At 70.1% G+C, this 20,511-nt stretch carries 19 protein-coding genes; 15 read left to right on the plus strand and 4 right to left on the minus strand.

Translation table 11 applies throughout. The features are described from left to right. Nucleotides 1-44: 44 nt before the first annotated feature. On the minus strand, nucleotides 45-455 hold the full coding sequence (locus ABT130_RS16050) for a hypothetical protein (protein WP_350911595.1): 411 nt from the start codon (nucleotides 453-455) through the stop codon (nucleotides 45-47). 79 nt (nucleotides 456-534) lie between these two features. Between ABT130_RS16050 and purN the strand changes: the two genes are divergently transcribed. The 4 genes from purN to ABT130_RS16070 all read left to right on the plus strand — a co-directional run bounded on the left by purN (nucleotide 535) and on the right by ABT130_RS16070 (nucleotide 3,953). Continuing rightward, nucleotides 535-1,155 (plus strand): phosphoribosylglycinamide formyltransferase, encoded by a 621-nt coding sequence (purN, locus tag ABT130_RS16055; RefSeq protein WP_350911597.1) that lies wholly within the window; start codon nucleotides 535-537, stop codon nucleotides 1,153-1,155. Nucleotides 1,156-1,200: 45 nt separating this feature from the next. Continuing rightward, a complete protein-coding gene (gene purH, locus ABT130_RS16060; RefSeq protein ID WP_350911599.1) occupies nucleotides 1,201-2,745 on the plus strand; it encodes a bifunctional phosphoribosylaminoimidazolecarboxamide formyltransferase/IMP cyclohydrolase in 1,545 nt (514 codons plus the stop codon). Between the two features lie 151 nt (nucleotides 2,746-2,896). Then, nucleotides 2,897-3,079, plus strand: a complete 183-nt coding sequence (locus tag ABT130_RS16065; RefSeq protein WP_350911601.1) for a hypothetical protein — start codon at nucleotides 2,897-2,899, stop codon at nucleotides 3,077-3,079. A 13-nt stretch (nucleotides 3,080-3,092) separates the two neighbouring features. Further along, nucleotides 3,093-3,953, plus strand: coding sequence for a bifunctional methylenetetrahydrofolate dehydrogenase/methenyltetrahydrofolate cyclohydrolase (locus ABT130_RS16070; RefSeq protein ID WP_350956142.1), 861 nt, complete (start codon nucleotides 3,093-3,095; stop codon nucleotides 3,951-3,953). Nucleotides 3,954-4,147: 194 nt separating this feature from the next. Here ABT130_RS16070 and ABT130_RS16075 read toward each other — a convergent pair whose 3' ends face one another. Beyond that, complete coding sequence (locus ABT130_RS16075; RefSeq protein ID WP_350911604.1) at nucleotides 4,148-4,801, minus strand: FHA domain-containing protein; 654 nt, start codon at nucleotides 4,799-4,801, stop codon at nucleotides 4,148-4,150. Nucleotides 4,802-4,982: 181 nt separating this feature from the next. Between ABT130_RS16075 and ABT130_RS16080 the strand changes: the two genes are divergently transcribed. From ABT130_RS16080 to ABT130_RS16090, 3 genes are all read left to right on the plus strand, one after another. Further along, complete coding sequence (locus ABT130_RS16080; protein WP_350956144.1) at nucleotides 4,983-6,104, plus strand: citrate/2-methylcitrate synthase; 1,122 nt, start codon at nucleotides 4,983-4,985, stop codon at nucleotides 6,102-6,104. 34 nt (nucleotides 6,105-6,138) lie between these two features. Beyond that, a complete protein-coding gene (locus tag ABT130_RS16085) occupies nucleotides 6,139-6,429 on the plus strand; it encodes a DUF3017 domain-containing protein (RefSeq protein ID WP_350956146.1) in 291 nt (96 codons plus the stop codon). A 113-nt stretch (nucleotides 6,430-6,542) separates the two neighbouring features. Continuing rightward, on the plus strand, nucleotides 6,543-7,757 hold the full coding sequence (locus tag ABT130_RS16090; RefSeq protein WP_350911610.1) for an NADP-dependent isocitrate dehydrogenase: 1,215 nt from the start codon (nucleotides 6,543-6,545) through the stop codon (nucleotides 7,755-7,757). A gap of 151 nt (nucleotides 7,758-7,908) precedes the next feature. Here ABT130_RS16090 and ABT130_RS16095 read toward each other — a convergent pair whose 3' ends face one another. Further along, on the minus strand, nucleotides 7,909-9,465 hold the full coding sequence (locus ABT130_RS16095; RefSeq protein WP_350956148.1) for a sigma factor-like helix-turn-helix DNA-binding protein: 1,557 nt from the start codon (nucleotides 9,463-9,465) through the stop codon (nucleotides 7,909-7,911). A 243-nt stretch (nucleotides 9,466-9,708) separates the two neighbouring features. Here ABT130_RS16095 and ABT130_RS16100 point away from each other — a divergent pair, with 243 nt between their 5' ends. The 3 genes from ABT130_RS16100 (at nucleotide 9,709) to ABT130_RS16110 (ending at nucleotide 14,316) form a co-directional block, all read left to right on the plus strand. Beyond that, nucleotides 9,709-12,027: a protein kinase domain-containing protein gene (locus tag ABT130_RS16100; protein WP_350956150.1), complete on the plus strand. Its 2,319-nt coding sequence runs from the start codon at nucleotides 9,709-9,711 to the stop codon at nucleotides 12,025-12,027. Between the two features lie 303 nt (nucleotides 12,028-12,330). Next, on the plus strand, nucleotides 12,331-13,308 hold the full coding sequence (locus tag ABT130_RS16105; RefSeq protein ID WP_350911615.1) for a malate dehydrogenase: 978 nt from the start codon (nucleotides 12,331-12,333) through the stop codon (nucleotides 13,306-13,308). A 168-nt stretch (nucleotides 13,309-13,476) separates the two neighbouring features. Further along, nucleotides 13,477-14,316 (plus strand): hypothetical protein, encoded by an 840-nt coding sequence (locus ABT130_RS16110; RefSeq protein WP_350911617.1) that lies wholly within the window; start codon nucleotides 13,477-13,479, stop codon nucleotides 14,314-14,316. 65 nt (nucleotides 14,317-14,381) lie between these two features. Here the strand turns inward: ABT130_RS16110 and galE are convergent, their stop codons facing one another. Further along, nucleotides 14,382-15,341 carry a UDP-glucose 4-epimerase GalE gene (gene galE, locus ABT130_RS16115; protein WP_350956151.1) on the minus strand — a complete coding sequence of 320 codons (960 nt, stop codon included), beginning with the start codon at nucleotides 15,339-15,341 and terminating at the stop codon, nucleotides 14,382-14,384. Between the two features lie 121 nt (nucleotides 15,342-15,462). On the opposite strand from galE, the gene ABT130_RS16120 reads away from it, so the two are divergent. The 5 genes from ABT130_RS16120 (at nucleotide 15,463) to ABT130_RS16140 (ending at nucleotide 20,472) form a co-directional block, all read left to right on the plus strand. Next, nucleotides 15,463-16,776, plus strand: a complete 1,314-nt coding sequence (locus ABT130_RS16120) for a hemolysin family protein (RefSeq protein ID WP_350911621.1) — start codon at nucleotides 15,463-15,465, stop codon at nucleotides 16,774-16,776. Nucleotides 16,777-16,790: 14 nt separating this feature from the next. Continuing rightward, entirely contained in the window at nucleotides 16,791-17,795 is a 1,005-nt protein-coding gene (trpS, locus tag ABT130_RS16125) for a tryptophan--tRNA ligase (protein ID WP_350911623.1), read from the plus strand. A gap of 86 nt (nucleotides 17,796-17,881) precedes the next feature. Then, complete coding sequence (locus tag ABT130_RS16130; RefSeq protein ID WP_350956153.1) at nucleotides 17,882-18,802, plus strand: YihY/virulence factor BrkB family protein; 921 nt, start codon at nucleotides 17,882-17,884, stop codon at nucleotides 18,800-18,802. A 62-nt stretch (nucleotides 18,803-18,864) separates the two neighbouring features. Further along, nucleotides 18,865-19,218: a PadR family transcriptional regulator gene (locus ABT130_RS16135; protein ID WP_350956155.1), complete on the plus strand. Its 354-nt coding sequence runs from the start codon at nucleotides 18,865-18,867 to the stop codon at nucleotides 19,216-19,218. A 201-nt stretch (nucleotides 19,219-19,419) separates the two neighbouring features. Next, on the plus strand, nucleotides 19,420-20,472 hold the full coding sequence (locus ABT130_RS16140; RefSeq protein ID WP_350956157.1) for a hypothetical protein: 1,053 nt from the start codon (nucleotides 19,420-19,422) through the stop codon (nucleotides 20,470-20,472). Nucleotides 20,473-20,511 lie beyond the last annotated feature (39 nt).

Raw genomic sequence — 20,511 nt, forward strand, 5'->3', positions numbered from 1 at the left:
TCGTCCCAGGCGTGTCGATCAGGCGACCCGCTCAGGCGACCCGCTCAGGGAGGGAAGGGGAACTGCAGCTGGCCGGGCTGGACGAAGGGCATCTTCTTCTCCATGGCCCGCTCAAGCCGCTCCACGCAATCGTTCTGCGCCGAGATGGTGCCCGCTCCCTTACCGCACTCGGTATAGGCGGCCAGTTCGTCGCTGAAGTAGAACTGCATCGCGGTCACCCCGGCCGACACCAGCAGCGCCCCGGCGGAGAGCACGATGCCCGCCACGGCGGTGCCGATGGGTTTGGGGACGGAACGCAGCGTGGGGATCGCACGGATTGAGGTGACAAGGGCGAAAATCGCCATGACGACTCCCGCGAGGGGGAGCACCAACGTCATCACCACCGCGGTGACCGCGAGCCACAGGGCCCTTCGACCGGCGCTCTCGGTGGACCGTACCTGGACCGGCAGTGTCACCTGACCTCCTTGCATCGTTCGTGCGGACAGGCCGATACCCTTGCAGCGGCGTGAGTCCCCGTCCGAATGGAGTGCGTCGGTGTCATCCCAGGCCGTTCGGCTTGTGGTCCTCGTGTCCGGTTCTGGAACCAACCTACAGGCCCTTCTGGACGCTGTGGCAGACGAGACCTACGGCGCCAGAGTGGTGGCCGTGGGTGCCGATCGAGATGGTGTCGAGGGGTTGGCACGCGCGCAGCGCGCGGGGGTGCCGACCTTCGTGGAGAGGATGGCCGACCACCCCACCCGCGAGGACTGGGATCGGGCGCTCGCCGCCCGCATCGCGGCGTACCGGCCGGACCTCGTGGTCTGCGCGGGGTTCATGAAGATTCTCGGCAAGCCGACGCTGGAGGCCTTCCCGGTCCTCAACACCCATCCCGCGCTGCTGCCATCCTTCCCGGGTGCGCACGGTGTGCGCGACGCGCTCTCGTACGGCGTGCGCGTCACCGGCTGCACCGTGATGCTCGCCGACGCGGGTGTCGACACCGGGCCGATCATCGCCCAGGAGGCCGTGCCCGTGCTGGACGACGACGACGAGGCGGCACTGCACGAGCGCATCAAGTCCGTCGAGCGTCATCTGCTCGTCGACACCGTCGGCCGGATGGCCCGCGAGGGCTGGACCGTCATCGGCAGGACTGTTCGATTCGGACGACCCGGTGGATGAGCCGGGCGCCCCGGAGAAACCGGAACCAACCAGGAGGAGCACGAAGTGACCCGCATCGCCATCCGGCGCGCGTTGATCGCGGTGTATGACAAGAGCGGGCTGGAGGAGTTGGCCCGTGGGCTCGACGCCGCGGGTGTGGAGATCGTCTCCACCGGGGGCACCGCCGCGAAGATCACCTCTTTCGGCGTCCCCGTCACTCCCGTCGAGTCGCTGACCGGCTTCCCCGAGTGCCTCGACGGCCGGGTCAAGACGCTGCACCCGCGCGTGCACGCCGGCCTGCTGGCCGACGGTGGCAACCCCTCCCACGTCAAGCAGCTCGAAGAGCTGGAGATCGAGCCGTTCGAGCTGGTGGTGGTCAACCTCTACCCGTTCCAGGAGACCGTGGCCTCCGGCGCCTCCGGCGCCGAGTGCGTGGAGCAGATCGACATCGGCGGTCCCGCGATGATCCGGGCCGGGGCCAAGAACCACGGCACCGCCGCGGTCGTGGTCGACCCGGCCTCCTACGGTGACGTGCTCGCCGCGGTCGCCGCGGGCGGCTTCACCCTCACCGAGCGCCGCCGTCTGGCCGCCGCCGCGTACGCGCACACCGCCTCCTACGACACCGCGGTGGCCACCTGGTTCGCGGACGTCTACGCGGCCGAGGAGGGCGTGTGGCCGGGCTACCTGGGCGCGGCCTGGGAGCTCAAGTCGCCGCTGCGCTACGGCGAGAACCCGCACCAGGGCGCGGCCCTGTACTCCAGCGGGAAAGCCGGCCTGGCGGACGCCGAGCAGCTGCACGGCAAGGAGATGTCCTACAACAACTACCTGGACGCCGACGCCGCCTGGCGGGCGGCGTGGGACTTCGACGGGCCCGCCGTGGCGATCATCAAGCACCAGAACCCGTGCGGCATCGCGGTCGGCGCCGACGTCGCCGAGGCGCACCGCAAGGCACACGCCTGCGACCCCGTCTCCGCGTACGGCGGCGTGATCGCGGTCAACGCGGAGGTGACCGAGGAGCTGGCCCGCCAGATCGCCGAGGTGTTCACCGAGGTCGTGGTGGCTCCCTCCTACACGGCCGAGGCGCTGGCGCAGCTCACCGGTAAGAAGAACATCCGGCTGCTGGCCTGCCCGCGGGGGCCGTCCAACCCGCTGGAGTTCCGCCGGATCGACGGCGGCCTGCTGGTGCAGAACGCCGACCGGGTCGACGCCCCGGGCGACGACCCGTCCACCTGGGAACTGAAGGCGGGGCCCGCCGCCTCCGCCGAGGTCCTCGCGGATCTGGCCTTCGCCTGGAGGGCGTGCCGCTCGGTGAAGTCCAACGCGATCCTGCTGGCCGCGGACGGCGCGAGCGTGGGCGTCGGCATGGGCCAGGTCAACCGCGTCGACTCGGCGCGGCTCGCGGTCTCCAGGGCGGGCGAGCGCGTCCAGGGGGCCGCGGCGGCCTCCGACGCGTTCTTCCCCTTCGCCGACGGCCTGCAGATCCTCATCGACGCGGGAGTGAAGGCGGTCGTGGAGCCGGGTGGCTCGATCAGGGACGAGGAGGTCATCGCCGCGGCCGAGGCGGCGGGAGTGACCCTCTACTTCACCGGCACCCGTCACTTCTTCCACTGATCTCCTCTCCCGGGTGCGGCTGCCGCACAGGTGTGGCAGCCGCACCCGGGAGATAGGAGAGTGGCGAATTAGACAGGATTACTTGGGGGAAAAAGGTTTGACCTGCGATTAGTCTGAAGCGTCCCTTTCGTTCCTGTCGCGGAGACCCCTCATGCCACTGCTCGACCACGCTCTGTACTCCTTTGTGATCATGCAGGATTTCTGGGGTAGCCCATGGATGATGATCATCATCGCGCTCGGTGCGGCCTACCTCGGCGGGCGGGTCGTGGAGTGGATCCCCTTCACCCGCAGGATCATCGAGCGGAGGGAAGCGGAGCGCGATCCGTCCTCGTGAGAGGGTTGGCGGTATGAGTGCGCGGATTCTCGACGGCAAGGCCACAGCGGCAAAGATCAAGGCAGACCTCACGACGCGGGTGACCGCGCTGAAGGAGCAGGGCATCGTCCCCGGGCTCGGCACGGTTCTGGTGGGAGAGGATCCGGGCAGCCAGATCTACGTGGCGGGCAAGCACCGCGACTGCGCGGAGGTAGGCATCTCCTCCCTCCGCAGGGACCTGCCGGAGAACGCCACCCAGGCCGAGGTCGAGGCGGTCGTCGACGAGCTCAACGCCTCCGCGGAGTGCACCGGCTACATCGTCCAGCTCCCGCTGCCCCGTCACCTCGACACGCAGGCGCTGATCGAGCGGATGGACCCGGCGAAGGACGCCGACGGCCTCCACCCGGCCAACCTGGGCCGTCTGGTCCACATGGTCGACGCGCCGCTGCCCTGCACGCCGTACGGCATCGTCGTGCTCCTGCAGGAGTACGGGGTGCCGCTCAAGGGGGCGGAGGTCGTCGTGGTCGGCCGCGGTATCACCGTGGGCCGCTCGCTCGGCCTGCTGCTGACCCGCCGCTCGGAGAACGCCACGGTCACCCTCTGCCACACCGGCACCCAGGACCTCGCGGCCCACACCAGGCGCGCCGACATCGTCGTCGCCGCGGCCGGGGTGCCGCATCTGATCACCGCGGACATGGTGAAGCCGGGCGCCGCCGTGCTGGACGTCGGCGTCTCCCGGGTCGACGGGAAGATCGCCGGTGACATCGCCCCCGGCGTCGAGGAGGTCGCGGGCTTCCTCACCCCCAACCCCGGCGGTGTGGGCCCGATGACCCGGGCCATGCTGCTCACCAACGTGGTCGAGGCCGCGGAGAGGCGCGCCCGCGAGCGGGGCTGACCCCGCGGGCAGGCAGGATCCCGCGTACGGGCCGGTCTCATCTCGGGCCGGTCTCACGAGGCCGGCTTCGCGGGACAGACCTCATCGCGGAAGTCCCACCGGACAGGCCTCGCCGAGCAGGCCGATATCCCCGGGTGACCGGTCCCAGGGCGGGACCGGTCACCCGGGTGCTGCCGGTCTCTCGGGTGGCCCGGCTACGACGCCCTGCGGTTCGCGGCGGTGGCCGCCGGCTGGGACTCCGGGGCACCGGTGGCACGCTGCGAGGGCACCACGGGGGTGGGCCTCACCAACCCCAGGGCGACGACCTCGTTCGCCAGCCTGGTGCGCCGGTTGGTCCCCTCGGGGATCCGGAACTTCTGGTAGAGACGCAGGAGGTGCTGCTTGACGGCCGCCTCCGTCACCACCAGGTCGTCGGCGATCTCCCTGGCCGTGGCCGGTGCGACGAACGCCTCGTCCGACAACGCCGGACGGCAGAGCGACGTCAGGACGTCCACCTCCCGCCTGGTCAGCTCCGGTGCCGCGGCGCGGCGGAGCTCGACCTCCGGGGCGAAGTCCTCGCGAGGCACCCCGCCGATCCTGCCTCGTGCCGCGCCGAAGGACACCACGTCACCGTCGTCAAGCACCCTCCGGGCGATCGGTCGGCCGTTGACCCGAGTGCCGTTGCGGGACAGGCCCAGATCAACGACATACAGGTAGGGTCCGCGCCGGACGAATTCCGCGTGCAGCCGGGACACACTCGGATCGGTCAGCCGGATGTCCACTCCACGGCCACGTCCGATCGTCGTGATCTCGGGGCGCAACGGGACCACTTCACCGGTGTCCTCGATGCGTATGAACGGCCCCTCCACGGCAGTTCCTCCCCAGGTAGCCCGCCGTAACTATTCCTACAGCTCCGGCTTACCCAAACGAGGTGATGGGGAATCGCCTTTGCCAGAAGGAGAATCATTCCTGAAATTGGCCTGGACCTCTCGGGAGGGTTTCCGCTGCTCACAGGTAGACTTCGGGCACAGATAAGCGGAGGAAACACTCATGGCGGACAAGCCCACCAAAGGTCTCGCCGATGTCGTAGCCGCGTCCACAGCGCTCAGTGACATCGACGGTCAGGCCGGTCGCCTCTTCTATCGTGGCTACGACATCCACGATCTGGCCGGCCGCACCACCTTCGAAGAGACCGCGCACCTGCTGCAGTACGGCACGCTCCCCACCCGGGAACAGCTCTCGGCCTACGAAGAGGAACTGGTTCGAGGGCGTAGGCTCGGCACGCTCGTCGAGGCCAACATCTCGGAGATCGCGGAGAGACAGGCCCCGATGGAGGCGCTGCGCACGCTGGTCTCGCTGGCCGGAGGTGATGATCCGGACAAGGAGTCCAACGCCCCCGAGGCGAATCTGCGCAAGGCCGCCAGGTTGACCGCGCAGCAGCCGATCCTCGTCGCCCGTTACCATGCGGCCAGGACCGGTGCCGTCATCCGTGACCCGGACCCCTCCCTGAGCGTGGCGGCGAACTTCCTCCTCCAGATCACCGGCCGTACCCCCGGTGAGCGCGAGGTCGAGATCTTCGACACCTGCCTGGTCCTGCACGCCGACCACACGATGAACGCCTCCACGTTCGCCGCCCGGGTCTGCGCCGCGACCCTGTCCGACATGCACTCGGCCATCGTGGCGGCCATCGGCACCCTCAAGGGTCCCCTGCACGGCGGCGCCAACGAGCAGGTCATGCGCACCCTGGAGTCGCTCGACGCGGGCGCCGTCGCCCAGTCGGTACGCGACAGGCTCGCCGCGGGCGAGAAGATCATGGGCTTCGGGCACCGGGTCTACAAGACCGAGGACCCGCGCGCCACGCACCTGCGCCAGATGTCGCGGGAACTCGGCGAGGCATCCGGTGACGACACGTACTACCGGATGTCGAAGGAGATGGAGGAGGTCGTCTTCGAGACCAAGGGCCTCTATCCGAACGTCGACTTCTACGCGGCGACGGTCTACCACTACCTCGGCATCCCGACGGACCTGTTCACCCCGGTCTTCTCGGTCAGCCGCATGTCAGGATGGACCGCACACGTCATCGAGCAGCATGCCGACAACCGGCTGATCCGCCCGGACAGCGAGTACATCGGCGAGCGGGACCAGAAGTGGAAGCCGATCGCCGAGCGATGAGTCGGAATCAGAGGCGAGAGCGGAGGGTGGGTCGATGAACGCGCGAGCGGTGAACGCGAGCGAGGAACGCTGGGGACCGTATCCGCTGGTGCTGGCCGGCGCGGTCGCCGCGATGGTCTTCGCGGTGCTGCTGGACATGCCCGAGTGGGGCGGTTTCGCCCTCGGTGCCGTCATGACGCTGGGGGCACTGGCCCGGCTGGCCGGAGGTGGGCGGCTCGCCGTGCGCCGCAAGACCACGGACGCCCTCACCCTCGCCGTTCTCGGAATCGCCCTGATGGCGGGCGGGCTGATCCTCGAATTCCCGGCTCTCATGCCGATGCGATAGGTCAGACGAGCGGGTACGCCGCAAGGCGGTTGGCCCGGTCCGATAGCCTCAACGGCCAGTGAGCCTCAAAAAGGACTGTCTGGCCAATTTAGTTCAGAAGGGGAACCACACGCATGCCCAAGATCAAGGTAGAGGGCCCCGTCGTCGAGCTTGACGGCGACGAGATGACCCGGATCATCTGGCAGTTCATCAAGGACCAGCTGATCCTTCCCTACCTCGACGTCGACCTGAAGTACTACGACCTCGGGATCGAGCACCGCGACGCCACCGACGACCAGGTGACGATCGACGCCGCCAACGCGATCAAGCAGTACGGAGTCGGCGTCAAGTGCGCCACGATCACTCCTGACGAGGCTCGGGTCGAGGAGTTCGGCCTCAAGAAGATGTGGAAGTCCCCGAACGGGACCATCCGTAACATTCTCGGCGGTGTCATCTTCCGCGAGCCGATCATCATGTCCAACGTGCCGAGGCTCGTCCCCGGCTGGACCAAGCCGATCATCATCGGCCGTCACGCGTTCGGCGACCAGTACCGCGCCACCGACCTGAAGATCCCCGGCGAGGGCACCCTGACCCTCACCTACACGCCCAAGGACGGCTCGGAGCCGATCAAGCTCGACGTCTACGACTTCCCCGGCCCCGGCATCGCGATGGCGATGTACAACCTGGACGACTCGATCCGCGACTTCGCCCGCGCTTCCATGCGGTACGGCCTGTCGCGCGGCTACCCGGTCTACCTCTCCACCAAGAACACGATCCTGAAGGCCTACGACGGCCGCTTCAAGGACATCTTCGCCGAGGTCTTCGAGACCGAGTTCAAGGCCGACTTCGAAGCCGCCGGAATCACCTACGAGCACCGCCTGATCGACGACATGGTCGCCGCGGCGCTCAAGTGGGAGGGCGGATACGTCTGGGCCGCCAAGAACTACGACGGCGACGTCCAGTCCGACACCGTCGCCCAGGGCTTCGGCTCCCTCGGCCTGATGACCTCGGTCCTGCTCACCCCCGACGGCCGGACCGTCGAGGCCGAGGCCGCTCACGGCACGGTGACCCGTCACTACCGTGAGCACCAGAAGGGCAACCCCACCTCCACGAACCCGATCGCCTCGATCTTCGCGTGGACCCGGGGTCTCCAGCACCGCGGCAAGCTCGACAACACCCCCGCGGTGATCGACTTCGCGGACAAGCTGGAGCAGGTCTGCATCGAGACCGTCGAAGGCGGTCAGATGACCAAGGACCTCGCCCTGCTGGTCGGCGGCGACGCCAAGTGGCTGACCACCCAGGACTTCCTGGCGGCGCTGGACGAGAACCTGAAGAAGAAGATGGTCTGACCGCGTCAGGTCAATCCCCGACCGCGAGAGAAGGGCCGCCCCCACGGCGGCCCTTTTCCGTGTTTTCCCGCTGGTCGTACGGGATCACGGGGCCGCCGTGCTCCCGGGGCGGGGCGGCTCTTTTCCGTGTTGTACCGCTGGTCGTACGGGGTCACGGGGTCACCGCGGCCCCCAGCACGATCGGGGCGTCGGCGGGGAGGCCGGGCAGGGGGCGCGCCCGTCCGGTGACGGCGTCCACCCGGAAGAGGCCGAGGGGTTCGCCACCGTCCCTGGCACTCATCCTGACGACCACCTCGCGGGTGTCTAGCCAGCTCACCACCTCGGCGGTGGCGGGCCGCTCCGTCTCGGGGAGCGGGAGCCGCCTGAAGACCCGCCGCGACTCGGCGTCGATGACATGGAGACTGTGGGGGTCCTCGCCCTTCCCCGCGACGATCGCGGCGGAGTACCTACCGCTGGGAGAGTCGGCCCAGGTGCCGTACCTCTTGCCAAGCCAGGCGGCGACCTTCTCGGTCGGCGGCAGCTGCTCCGTGGGTACGGACGTCAGGTCACCGGTCGTGAAGTCGGTTCGCAGCCGCCGCTCGCCGAGCGTGACCGTGAAGTGGCGGCCGTTGGAGGAGACGCTCACCAGCGTGCCGTTCTCGGTGTCGGCGGAGGCGAGAACCGGCGACAGGTAGCGCTTCACCCCGCTGCCGAGGTCGTGGGCGACATAGCGGCGCTCCGCCGCGCTGAGGTAGGCGATGCGGCGCCCGTCATGGCTGATGGCGGGAACCAGTCGAGGGTGCTCCCCGCCGTCGCCGCGCGCGAGGCGCTGAGCGGCGTCGGGAACGCTCAGCGTCGACTCGCAGGGATCTGTGCCCTCGCACGGGGGAAGGCCGGGAGCGGAGTTCTCAGAGCCGCTGGGGACCAGTTTCAGGGTCCAGCCCGCGCAGGTCACGTCGCCGGCCCGTGCCGGGGACGTGTCGTCCGCCTGGACGCCCTGGCCGGGACAGCGGCCGGGGATCGCGTAGCGGATCACCGAGGAGGTCCGCGGCGCCTGCCACGGTGCCGGGGTGGCGCTCGGCGCGGGGCTGGAGGCCCGTACCGGCTCCTGGGCCTGCGCGGCGTGCGGCCGGTTCCGCTCGCCCAGCGCCGAGTTCCACACCTCCGCGCGCTGGAACATGACGAAGGCGGCGATCAGGCCGACCGGTACCAGCGTCGCCGCCACGGCGAGGAGGGCTCCCCGGTTGCGACGTCGCCTGAGCGTGCGCATGGACCGGGCGCTGAGGTCGGGAACCGACGCCTCGCCCGCCGCCGTGGCCATCCTGTTGACGAGGCGGGTCTCGTTCCCCTTGGTGAGGGTGTCGACCGCCTCGGTGATCTCCGCCTCCACCGTCTTCTCCGGCAGCCCGAGGACGGAGGCCATCTCGGCGCGGCTCCTGCCGTCGTGCAGGCAGGCGACGACGAGGAGGCGCTGCCGGGGAGGCAGCCGCACCAGAGCCGTCGGCCCGGCGGCGCTCGGCCGCGCCAGGAAGCGGCGGTAGAGCGCGATCTGGGCGTGCGTGGTGGGGTTCTCCCACACCGGTGGCGGCCAGGAGAGGGCGACCGTGTGGAAGGAGCGCAGGGCGAGGCGGATGGCCTGCTCGTGGCTGCCGGTGAGAAGGAGGGCGGTGCCGACGAGGGAACGCTGATCGCGCTGTACGAACTCGCGATAACCGATATATCGGCGCATGGAAGTTTTTGCTCCGGCTTGCCTGAGGGACGTACAACGGTAACGATCTAAGCGGCTGGAGCGCCAGATTGGGGTGAATGTCGGAGATTGGGGAGTGAACGTGTCTGGCATCTCACCATGACGAGGGCTGTGGACATGGCCACGTTGTAGGAAAACTGAGGTCACGTCGGGATAACAAAGGGAGGGTATGAGTCGTGGCGCCGTAAAGTTTGCCACGTCGGAGATTACGAGACCGTGGGGACGATGATGTCGGAGATCGCGCCACTGGAAGCGGGAGAGCCGCGCCAGCTCGGGCCGTTCCGTGTCGTCGGGAAGATCGGCGAGGGCGGGCAGGGCATCGTCTACCTCGGGATCAACGCCGCGGGGGAGCGGGCGGCGATCAAGTTGCTGCACGTGAAGTTCTCCGGCGACGCGATCGCCAGGTCCAGGTTCGCCAGGGAGGCGCGGGCGGCCCAGCGGGTCGCGTCCTTCTGTACGGCGGCCGTCCTGGACGCCGACCTCAAGGGCGACACCCCCTACATCGCGAGTGAGTACATCGAGGGCAGGTCGCTGAGCGAGGTCGTGGAGACCGACGGCCCCCTGCGGGGCGCCGCGCTGCAGCGGCTGGCGATCGGCACGGCCACCGCGCTCACCGCGATCCACCACGCCTCGATCGTGCACCGCGATTTCAAACCGGACAACGTGCTCATCGCCGCCGACGGCCCGAGGGTCGTCGACTTCGGCATCGCCCGCATCCTCGACTCCACCGGCACGATCACCAGCCGGGCCATCGGCACCCCCGCCTACATGGCGCCCGAGCAGATCTCCGGCTCCGCCGTCGGGCCGCACACCGACGTCTTCGCCTGGGGAGCGACCATCGCGTTCGCCGCGACCGGCGAGACGATCTTCGAGGGGAGGTCGATCGCCGTGGTGCTCAACCGCATCCTCAACCACGAGGTCGACCTCGGCTCGCTGCCGCAGCCGCTGCGCGGCGTGGTCACCTCGGCGCTGGCCAAGTCACCCGCCGACCGGCCCTCGGCGGACCAGATCCTGCTCAGGCTGCTCGGCCACCCCGAGACGGTGAACGCCTCGCCCGCGATCCTCACCCAGGGGGCCAAGGTCGCCGCCCCCGACGAGCTCCGCTCCCGCACCCGGGATCGCGACGAGTCCCAGGCTCGTGATCAGGGCCGCGACCGGCCCCGGTCCCGTGCCCAAGGTCCGGGCCCCGACGACGACGCGACCAGTCTGATGCGCACCCCGACTCACCGGACGAACGCCCCGGGTGAGCCGGTCCTGCCGTCCACCGGGTTCCGGATGGGAAACCCCGCCCAGGACCCGCCCCTCCGCCCTGGTCAGGAGGGCGCCGGTGCCGAGGGGCAGGAGGGCCGGACCAGGCGGCCGGGTCAGGGCGAACGCCGGGAGACCTCCGGCCGGGGCGACCTCCCGTCCGCGCACGGTCCCGCGGAGAACCCGTCCCACCCCGACCACCGCTCTCCGGAGCACCGCCTGTCGAGCTACCGGGAGTACCCCTCGTCCCCCGGGTACGGCGAGTACCCGTCCTCTCCCGGCTACCGGGAGTACCCCTCGTCTCCCGGGTACGGCGACAGCGTGGCCTCCCCGGAACAGGCGGGGGAGGTGCCGCCGCCCAGCTGGCAGGTGTCCGCGACCCTTGTCGGCGGGCCGGCGGCGCCACCGGCCCGTCGGCAGGGGAGGCGCTGGATCGCCATCGGGGTCGCCGTGCTGCTGATCGCGGGGGCGGCGTTCGCCGCGGTCCGCTGGTGGCCGAGGACCGTCTCCCAGGGCGAGCCGGAGCCGGCCGAGACCGCCCGCCCCTCGTACACCTCGGTGGTCGACAAGGCCGCCAAGACGGGCAGGCTCACCATCGGCGTACGCGACTTCCTGCCCGGCATCGCACTGAACAACGGCGGGAAGTGGGGCGGCTTCGAGATCGACCTGGCCCTTGAGATCGCCAAGGCGCTGGGGGTGCCGGAGAGCGGCGTCACCTTCAGGTCCACCGCCCGCGCGGAGCGGCCGAAGCTGCTGGCGGACGGTGACATCGACCTGGTGCTGGCGACCTACTCGATCAACGACACCGACGACGTCACCTTCGCGGGGCCCTACTACCTCGCCCACGTCGACGCCCTCGTCAAGGACGGCTCACCGATCGTGACCGTGAAGGGCCTGGAGGGCAGCCGGATGTGCGAGCCGGCCGCCAGCGTCTCCGTGGCCGTGATCCAGGACGTGGTCGAGCGGCTCACCCTGGTGCCCGCCAAGACCTACTCCGAGTGCGTCGACAAGCTGCGGGCCGGTGAGATCGATGCGATCCCCGGCGACGACCTGCTGCTGGCCGGCTTCGGCAACCGGGAGAGCATCCGCTACAAGCTGCTCGGCCTCAAGCTCACCGACGAGCGCTACGCGGTGGCGCTCAAGAAGGGCGACAGGCGCACCTGCGAGGCCGTCAGGGGAGCGATCGCCGCCCTCTACAAGGACGGCACGGTCCGCAGGCTGCTCGACAAGCACTTCTCCAGGGTCGAGTTCCCCGGACGGGAGAACGCCCGCCCCGCCATGGCCACCTGCGCCTAGTAGGGCGGCCGGGGGTCCTGTCCCCCGGGCGGAGGCCAGGGCTGTACGCGTGGCCGAGCTGGGTCGGTCCTGGTCGGCGGGTAGGGCGAAGAGCCGGATGTACAGGGGGCGCGCGTCCGGCGGAGCGTCTTTCGCGGTCGCCGCGCTTCTCACCGCGCCGGCCTGGCACCGCGCCCGCGGGTCCGTGCCCGCCACGCCGATTCCGCCGCCTGGAAGCCGGATGGGGGCACTCGCCCGACGGTCGTTCGTCGTGTGCGGGTAGCATCCGAGCGTCACAATTCATCCTTCGAGTGGGGGAAGGTCATGGCCCAGACTCCCGTAAAGGTCACCGTCACCGGCGCCGCCGGTCAGATCGGCTACGCGCTGCTTTTCCGCATCGCCTCGGGCCAGCTGCTGGGCGCCGACGTCCCGGTCAAGCTGAGCCTCCTGGAGATCCCGCAGGCGGTCAAGGCCGCCGAGGGCACCGCGATGGAGCTCGACGACTGCGCGTTCCCGCTGCTGAGCGGCATCGAGGTCACCGACGACGCGAACGCGGCGTTCGACGGCACCAGCGTCGCCCTCCTGGTCGGTGCCCGCCCCCGGACCAAGGGCATGGAGCGCGGAGACCTTCTCCAGGCCAACGGCGGCATCTTCGGCCCGCAGGGCAAGGCGATCAACGACAACGCGGCGGATGACATCCGCGTGCTGGTGGTCGGCAACCCGGCCAACACCAACGCGCTCATCGCCCAGCAGCACGCCCCGGACGTCCCGGCCGAGCGCTTCACCGCGATGACCCGCCTCGACCACAACCGCGCGCTCTCCCAGCTCGCCGCCAAGCTCCAGGTCCCGGTCAGCGAGATCAAGAAGATGACCATCTGGGGCAACCACTCCGCCACTCAGTACCCCGACCTCTTCCACGCCGAGGTCGGTGGCAAGATCGCCGCCGAGCTGGTCGACGAGGCCTGGCTGCGCGACACCTTCATCCCCACCGTCGCCAAGCGCGGCGCCGCGATCATCGAGGCCCGTGGCGCGTCCTCGGCCGCCTCCGCCGCCAACGCGGCGATCGACCACGTCTTCGACTGGGTCAACGGCACCGAGTGGACCTCGGCCGCGATCCCCTCCGACGGCTCGTACGGCGTGCCCGAGGGGCTCATCTCCTCCTTCCCGGTCGTCTCGCGCGACGGCAAGTGGGAGATCGTCCAGGGTCTGGAGATCGACGCCTTCTCCCGTGAGCGGATCGACGCCACGGTGCGCGAGCTCGAGGAGGAGCGTTCCGCGGTGCGTGAGCTCGGTCTCATCTGAGCGGACGCCTCCCAGTCAGCGCTCGAAGGGGGCCCCGGTGAACCGGGGCCCCCTTCGCGTCTCGGCTCACCGGAGTACGTCCGGCTCCCGGAGAGCACGGACGGCAGAGGGAAAAGGCGGCGTGTCGATCATCGCGGAGCGGTGTGTCCCGGCGTTCAATGATCACTTATGGTCGGGGGATCGCTGTTCAGGGAGCACGTCGCGGTACGGATCGTCGCAGGGGTGATCTGTCTCGTGCTCGCGACGGTACCCCGGGCGGCGTCGGCCTCGCCCGGCGACGAGGGCTGGGGCGGCGCCGACCTGTCGGTGCGGCTGACCGTCTCCCCGAAGCGCGCGCAACCGGGACAGCCGCTGACCTACCGTGCCGAGGTGCGCAACGCCGGCCCCGGAGACGCGGTGCTGCCGCTGCTCACGGTCCGGCTGCCCGACGGGGTGGAGGTGATCGGGGTCAACGTCGCCGAGTGCCTCCCCGGTGCCACCGCCGGTGAGGTGGTCTGCGCCGCGACGAAGGACGTCCCCGCCGGACAGACCGGTGGGGTGACGATCAACGGGGTGGTCAAACCCGGCGCGCGGGGCCCGCTGACGGCGAGCGCGACGCTCTCCTCCGAGGTCGTGGACGACGACGAGACGAACAACCACTCCCAGACGCTGACCGAGGTGGACGACGGTACGGACCTCGCGGTCAGGCTCTCGCGCGCGGCGCGCGCGGGCCGTCTGGTCACCGTGTCCGCGGTGGTGCGCAACCGCGGGCCGCGGCGTGTGCACGACGCCGGGGTCTTCTTCGACACCGGCGGCGCGCGCCTCATGTCGGCGAGGGGCGCGCGGTGCGACTCCCATCCCGCCTACGTCGGCTGCAGGCTGCGTACGGTCGGCGCGGGCAGGAGGGTGAGTTTCATGCTCGCCTTCGTGGCCCGCGGGCACGCGCCGCGGGCCGAGGCGACCGTCTACTCCCTGCGGCTGGGCGACCGCCGTCCGGCCAACAACACGGCCCGCTTCAGCCTGAGGTAGGCGTGGTCCTCCGAGTCGGCGGGTGGCCGGCGCCGGGTACGCGTCTCGGGCGTGGCGGGAGGCGGTCAGCCGATCAGGGCGGCCCAGGCGTCGGCGACGACGTCACGGAGCGACGGATGCTCCGGCTTCCAGCCGAGCTCGCGCCGGATCTTCTCGGCGGAGGCCACCAGCACGGCCGGGTCACCGGCGCGGCGCTCGCGCACGACCGCGGGGATCTCGTGGCCGGTCACCTCGCGGCAGACCGACAGCACCTCGGAGACCGAGAAGCCGGTCCCGCTACCCAGGTTGTAGATCTTGTGCTCGCCCGGCGAGCAGGCGTCCAGCGCCAGCAGGTGGGCCCTGGCGAGGTCGGCCAGATGGACGTAGTCGCGCACGCATGTGCCGTCGGGGGTCGGGTAGTCCGTGCCGAACAGGCTGACGGACTCGCGTCCGCCGAGCGGGACGGCGAGGATGTTGGGGATCAGGTGGGTCTCTGTGGTGTGACGCTCGCGGTAGACGTTGCCGTCCCCGGCGGTGTAGGCGCCGCCCACGTTGAAGTAGCGCAGGCTCACCGCGGCCAGGCCGTACAGCCCGGCGAACGTGCTCAGCGCGGTGTCGACCGCGAGCTTGGACGCGCCGTAGGGGTTGGTGGGCCGGGTCGGGTCGGTCTCCAGGATCGGGGAGCGCTCCGGCTCGCCGTACGTCGCGGCGGTGGAGGAGAAGACGATCCTGCCCACCCCGGCGCCCCGCATGGCGTCGAGCAGGGCCAGGGTGCCGCCGAGGTTGTGCGCCCAGTACAGGCCGGGCCGCTCCACGGACTCGCCGACCAGGGACTTCGCCGCGAAGTGCAGCACTCCGTCGATGCCGTTGAGCACCCCGGCGGCCTCGGTGATCGACCCCTCGACGAAGCGGGCGCCCGGTGGCACCGCGTCGGCGTGGCCGGTGGAGAGGTCGTCCAGCACGGTGACCTCGTGGCCCGCCTCGACGAGTTGTGCCGCCACGGCGCTGCCTATGTATCCGGCGCCTCCGGTGACGAGCAGCTTCACGGAGCCTCCTGTTTGATGTTGTTTGTACTTGTTTGTTTTTGTAACCCTACGCCAGCATATGCTGGCACATCAAATATCGGCCACCGCCGGAACGGGCGACCGCCATGACGGAGACGATCTCGTGAACAGCGTCCTGGCGAACATTGCCTTGGTCATGCTCTTCGTACTGATCGGAGGCTTCTTCGCCGCGGCCGAGATGGCCATGGTCTCCCTCAGGGAGAGCCAGGTCAGGCGGCTCGGCACCCGGGGGCGCCGGGGGGTGAGGGCCGCCAGGCTCGCCCGGGACCCCAACCGTTTCCTGTCCGCGGTGCAAATCGGCGTCACCGTGGCGACCATGCTCTCGGCCGCCCTGGGCGCCGACACCCTGGCCAGGGACCTCATCCCGGTGGTGACGGGCTGGGGGGTGCCGGAGGCCGTGGCGGACCCGCTCGCCCTGGTACTGGTGACGCTGGTGATCTCGTACACCTCGCTGGTCCTCGGCGAGCTCGCGCCCAAGCGGATCGCCAGGCAGCGGGCCGAGGGGATCTCACTGCTGGTCGCGCCGTTCCTCGACAGGATGGCCGCGCTCTCGCGGCCGATCATCTGGGCGCTGTCCAAGTCCACCGACGGGGTGGTGAAGCTGCTCGGCGGCGACCCGGGCACCGACCGCGAGGAGATCTCCACCGAGGAACTGCGCGAGATGGTGGTGGGCCACCAGGAGCTCACCGACGACGAGCGCCACCTGATCGGCGAGGTCTTCGCGGCGGGCAAGCGGCAGCTCCGCGAGGTGATGCTGCCGCGCACCGAGGTGGAGTTCATGGCCGCCGACACGCGGCTGGCCGAGGCGGCGATCCTGGCCGCGGCCATGCCGCACTCCCGCTTCCCCGTCTACCGGGACTCCTACGATGACATCGTGGGCTTCGTCCACATCCGTGACCTGCTCGACCCGGTGCTGACCGGCTCCATCGAGCCGATCAGCGAGCTGGTGCCGATCCGCCCGGTCAAGCTGGTCCCCACCAGCAAGCGGGTGATGGCCACGCTGTCGGAGATGCGCAGGGAGGGACACCACCTGGCGATCGTGGTCGACGAGTACGGCGGCACCGCGGGCATCGTCACCCTGGAGGACCTGGTCGAGGAGCTGATCGGCGACATCCGCGACGAGCACGACGTGGCGGACGAGCACGTCGCGCTGCCCGCGGGGGAGGTCGAGCTCGACGGGCTGGCCAACCTCGACGAGGTGGCGGCCGAGAGCGGGATCCGCCTGGCCGACGGCCCGTACGAGACCCTCGGCGGGTTCGTCATGTCGAAACTCGGCCACCTGCCCGCGCTCGGGGAGCGGGTGGAGATCCCCGGGTTCGAGTTGAAGGTCACCGACATGGACGGCCGCAGGGTCGCCAGGGTCAGGATCAAGCGGAGCACTTCACGGACCGAGGCACCGACCACTCCCGACAGCTGACAGAATTGGTGGCTATGGCCAGCCCTCGCGTCCTGTCGGGAATCCAGCCCACCGCCGACTCCTTCCACCTGGGAAACTACCTCGGTGCGGTGCGGCAGTACGTCGCGATGCAGGAGGGCTACGACGCCTTCTACTGCGTCGTCGACCTGCACGCGATCACGGTGGACTACCGTCCGGAGGAGCTGCGCAGGCGCTCCAGGGTCGCCGCCGCCCAGCTCTTCGCCGCCGGCCTCGACCCTGAGCGGTCCACGGTCTTCGTGCAGAGCCACGTCCGCGAGCACACCGAGCTGGCCTGGGTGCTGATCTGCCTCACCGGCATGGGCGAGGCGGGGCGGATGACCCAGTTCAAGGACAAGTCGGCCAAGCACGGCGAGAGCTCGGCCAGCGTGGGCCTGTTCACCTACCCGATCCTGCAGGCCGCCGACATCATGCTCTACCAGGCCAACAAGGTTCCGGTCGGTGCCGACCAGAAGCAGCACCTGGAGCTCACCCGCGACCTCGCGCAGCGCTTCAACCACCGCTTCGGCGAGACCTTCACGGTGCCCGAGCCGTACATCGTCAAGGGGGTCGAGAAGATCACCGACCTCCAGGAGCCGACCGCGAAGATGTCGAAGTCCTCCTCCTCGCCCGCCGGCATCCTCGACCTGCTGGAGCAGCCGGGGCCGCTCCGCAAGAAGATCATGCGCGCGGTCACCGACACCGGTTCCGAGGTCCTCGCCGACGACGACAACAAGCCGGGCATCACCAACCTGCTGCGCATCCAGTCCGCGCTGAGCGGGACTCCCATCGGTGAGCTGGAGGCCCGCTACGTCGGGCAGGGGTACGGCACCTTCAAGAAGGACGTCGCCGAGCTCGTGGTCGACACCTTCACCCCGATCCGCGAGCGGACCGAGAAGCTGCTCGCCGACGAGGCCGAGCTCGACAGGATGCTCGCCGTCGGGGCCGCGCGGGCCCGCGCGGTGGCCGCCGAGACCATGGCCAAGGTCCGCGACCGGGTGGGCTTCCTGCCCACCCCGTGACCCTCCGGGTACGCACAGCTGCTTTTTCGCCGCCGTCCACGATCGGGACGGCGGTGACTGGGTAGGGGGCGCACGTGGCAAGTGTGATGGAACGTGTGCAAGCGGGTCGTGAACGGTTCAGAGCGGTGCTGGGCACGGCCCGGATCAGGTGGCCCTGGTTCGACCATCTGGTCAGGACCTTCCAGCGCTACCAGATCCAGTCCGGCGACCGGCTCGCGGGAGCGATCAGCTACTTCGCCTTCCTGTCGTTCTTCCCGATCATCGCGCTGGCCTTCGCGGTGTTCGGCTACTTCCTCTCCATCAGGCCCGACGCCACCGAGACCCTGCGGAAGGCGATCAACCAGTACCTGCCGGGTCTCGCCGACAAGCTGCCGATCCAGGAGATCGCCGACTCGCGGACGAGCGCGGGCGTCATCGGCCTGCTCGGGTTGCTCTACGCCGGGCTTGGCGCGATCGACGCCCTGCGCGGCGCGCTGCGCGAGATCTCCATGACCACCGAGCCGCCGCTCAACTTCCTCCTGGCCAAGCTCAGGGACCTGTCGGCGCTCGTCCTCCTCGGCACCACCATGGTCGCCTCGGTGCTGGTCGGCGGTTTCGCCACCCAGGCCGGCGGGACCGTGGCCGAATGGCTGGGGCTGTCGGAGTCGGCGGTCGGCAGGGGCACGATCTGGCTGGTCGGCGTGACGGTCAGCGTCCTCGCCGACGTCGTCGTCTTTCTGATCATCCTGCGCTGGCTGGGACGCTCCAGACAGCCGCTCCGGGTGCTGCTGCGCGGCGCCCTGTTCGGCGCGGTCGGCTTCGCCCTGCTCAAGCAACTCGCGGCGCTGCTCCTCTCGCACATCCTGAACAACCCCGTCTACGGGGTGTTCGCCGTGGTGGTCGGCCTGCTGGTCTGGATCAACCTCTCGGCCCGGGTCATCATGTACACCGCCGCCTGGACCGCGACGGCCTCCCTCGGCCCCCCGCCCTACCCCACTCCGATTCCGGCCAACGCCGTCCCCAACTGATCTGGGCATCGCCCTTGATCTGCCCTACCTAATATCATGCTTGCCGATATATGCTGTGAGGCATGACTCCAAGGGCGATGACGGAGCCCGCGTTCCTCATCCTCACCGCGCTGGTCGATGCGCCGTGTCACGGCTACGGCATCGTGCGGGAGGTCGAGCAACTGTCCGGCGGGCGGGTCCGGCTCAAGGTCGGCACGCTGTACGGCGTGCTCGACCGGCTGGCGGGCGACGGGCTGGTGGCTCTCGACCGTGAGGAGGTCCAGCAGGGGCGGCTGCGCCGCTACTACCGGCTCACCGACGCGGGGTCGCGGACGCTGGAGGCCGAGGCCGTCCGGCTCGCGGAGAACGCCAGGACCGCGGTCGACCGCCTCCGCGCCAGGCGCGGGCGTCCGTCCGTCGCGGGCGGGCCGGCGTGAGACCGGGCACTCCGGGTGACCCGGCGAAGCCGCCCGATGAACTCGTGAAGACCGGCGAGAGGACGATTTCACCGATGAACGAGCAGCGCGATGCCTCAGCCGCCTCCGGGGCGGTGCGCCGGTGAGCGGGCGCGACGGTGACCCGAGGCGATTCGGATACGCCGCCGGCAGGGTGGCGGCAGGTGAGCGGGCGGTGCGCCGGTGAGCCTGCTGGAGGAGCGCTACCGCTACTGGCTGCGTTTGCTGCCCGCCTCCTACCGCGCCGAGCGCGAGGAGGAGATGGTCGCCGTCTTCCTGGAGGGCTCGCCGGACGTCTCGGACGCTGACGGGCCCCGGCCCCGCTGGTCGGAGATCGCCAGTGTGGCCGCGCTGGCGGTCCGGGTCCGCCTCGGTGGCGCGGGCGCGGCGCCGAGGTCCCTCGCGTGGGGCGAGACGGTCCGCCTGGTGGCTCTACTGGGGCTGCTCTTCCCGGCATTCTTCGCGATCCTGACCGTCGTGGCCGCCTTGCACATGTACGGGGTGATCGGCACGGTCGATTCTTCGCTCGCCCAGGTGACAGGACCCCTCGGATCGGTTGAGCGGCTCGCGAACATTCTGCGGAGCCTGGCCGGAGCCATCTGGATCGCGCCCTTCGTCGCGCTCGTCCTCGGCCATGTGCGCACGGCCAAGGCGCTGGCTCTCCTCGCCTTCGTGGCGGATCTGCTCGTCCTGACGGATTCGGTCAGGCGGGGCCTGTTCGAGGCACTGGCCTGGTCGCTGATGCCGGTGGTCACTCTGTCGGCTCTGTGGGCCGGCTACCACCGTGATGCCCGGCCGGCTCGCCGCCCCCTGTGGCTGCTCGTGCTGCCCCTCGCCGGGGGCATCGTGTTCGACGTGCTGTTCCGGCTGGTGGCGGCCCCGGACATGCCGGCCTGGTGGTGGCCATGGCTCGACCCCCTCGGACTGGCGAGCACGTTGATCCTGGGCGCGGGCATCGGCTACGGGTATGTGCACCTCCGTTTTCCCGCCCGGCGCACGCCCTCGTGGCCGCTGGCCCTGGCGATCCTGGCGGTGCCGGTGCTCTGCGCCCGCCTCGCCGGGCTGAACCACGGCTTCGACGCCGCCGACGAGGTGAGCCGGATCATCATGCTCAGCACGCTCGGCCAGACGGCGGTGCTCCTGCTCGTCGCCCTGGTGCTCACCGCCCTGGGATCGCTGGCCCTGCCCGCCGCCCAGGGCCCGTCGCCAGAGCCTCCCCGGATGACGTATCCGTGACCCCGGTCGTGTTCCGCGGATCGTCGCCATGGCCACGAT

This window comes from Streptosporangium sp. NPDC001681 (assembly GCF_040298085.1).
Classification (GTDB): Bacteria; Actinomycetota; Actinomycetes; order Streptosporangiales; family Streptosporangiaceae; genus Streptosporangium.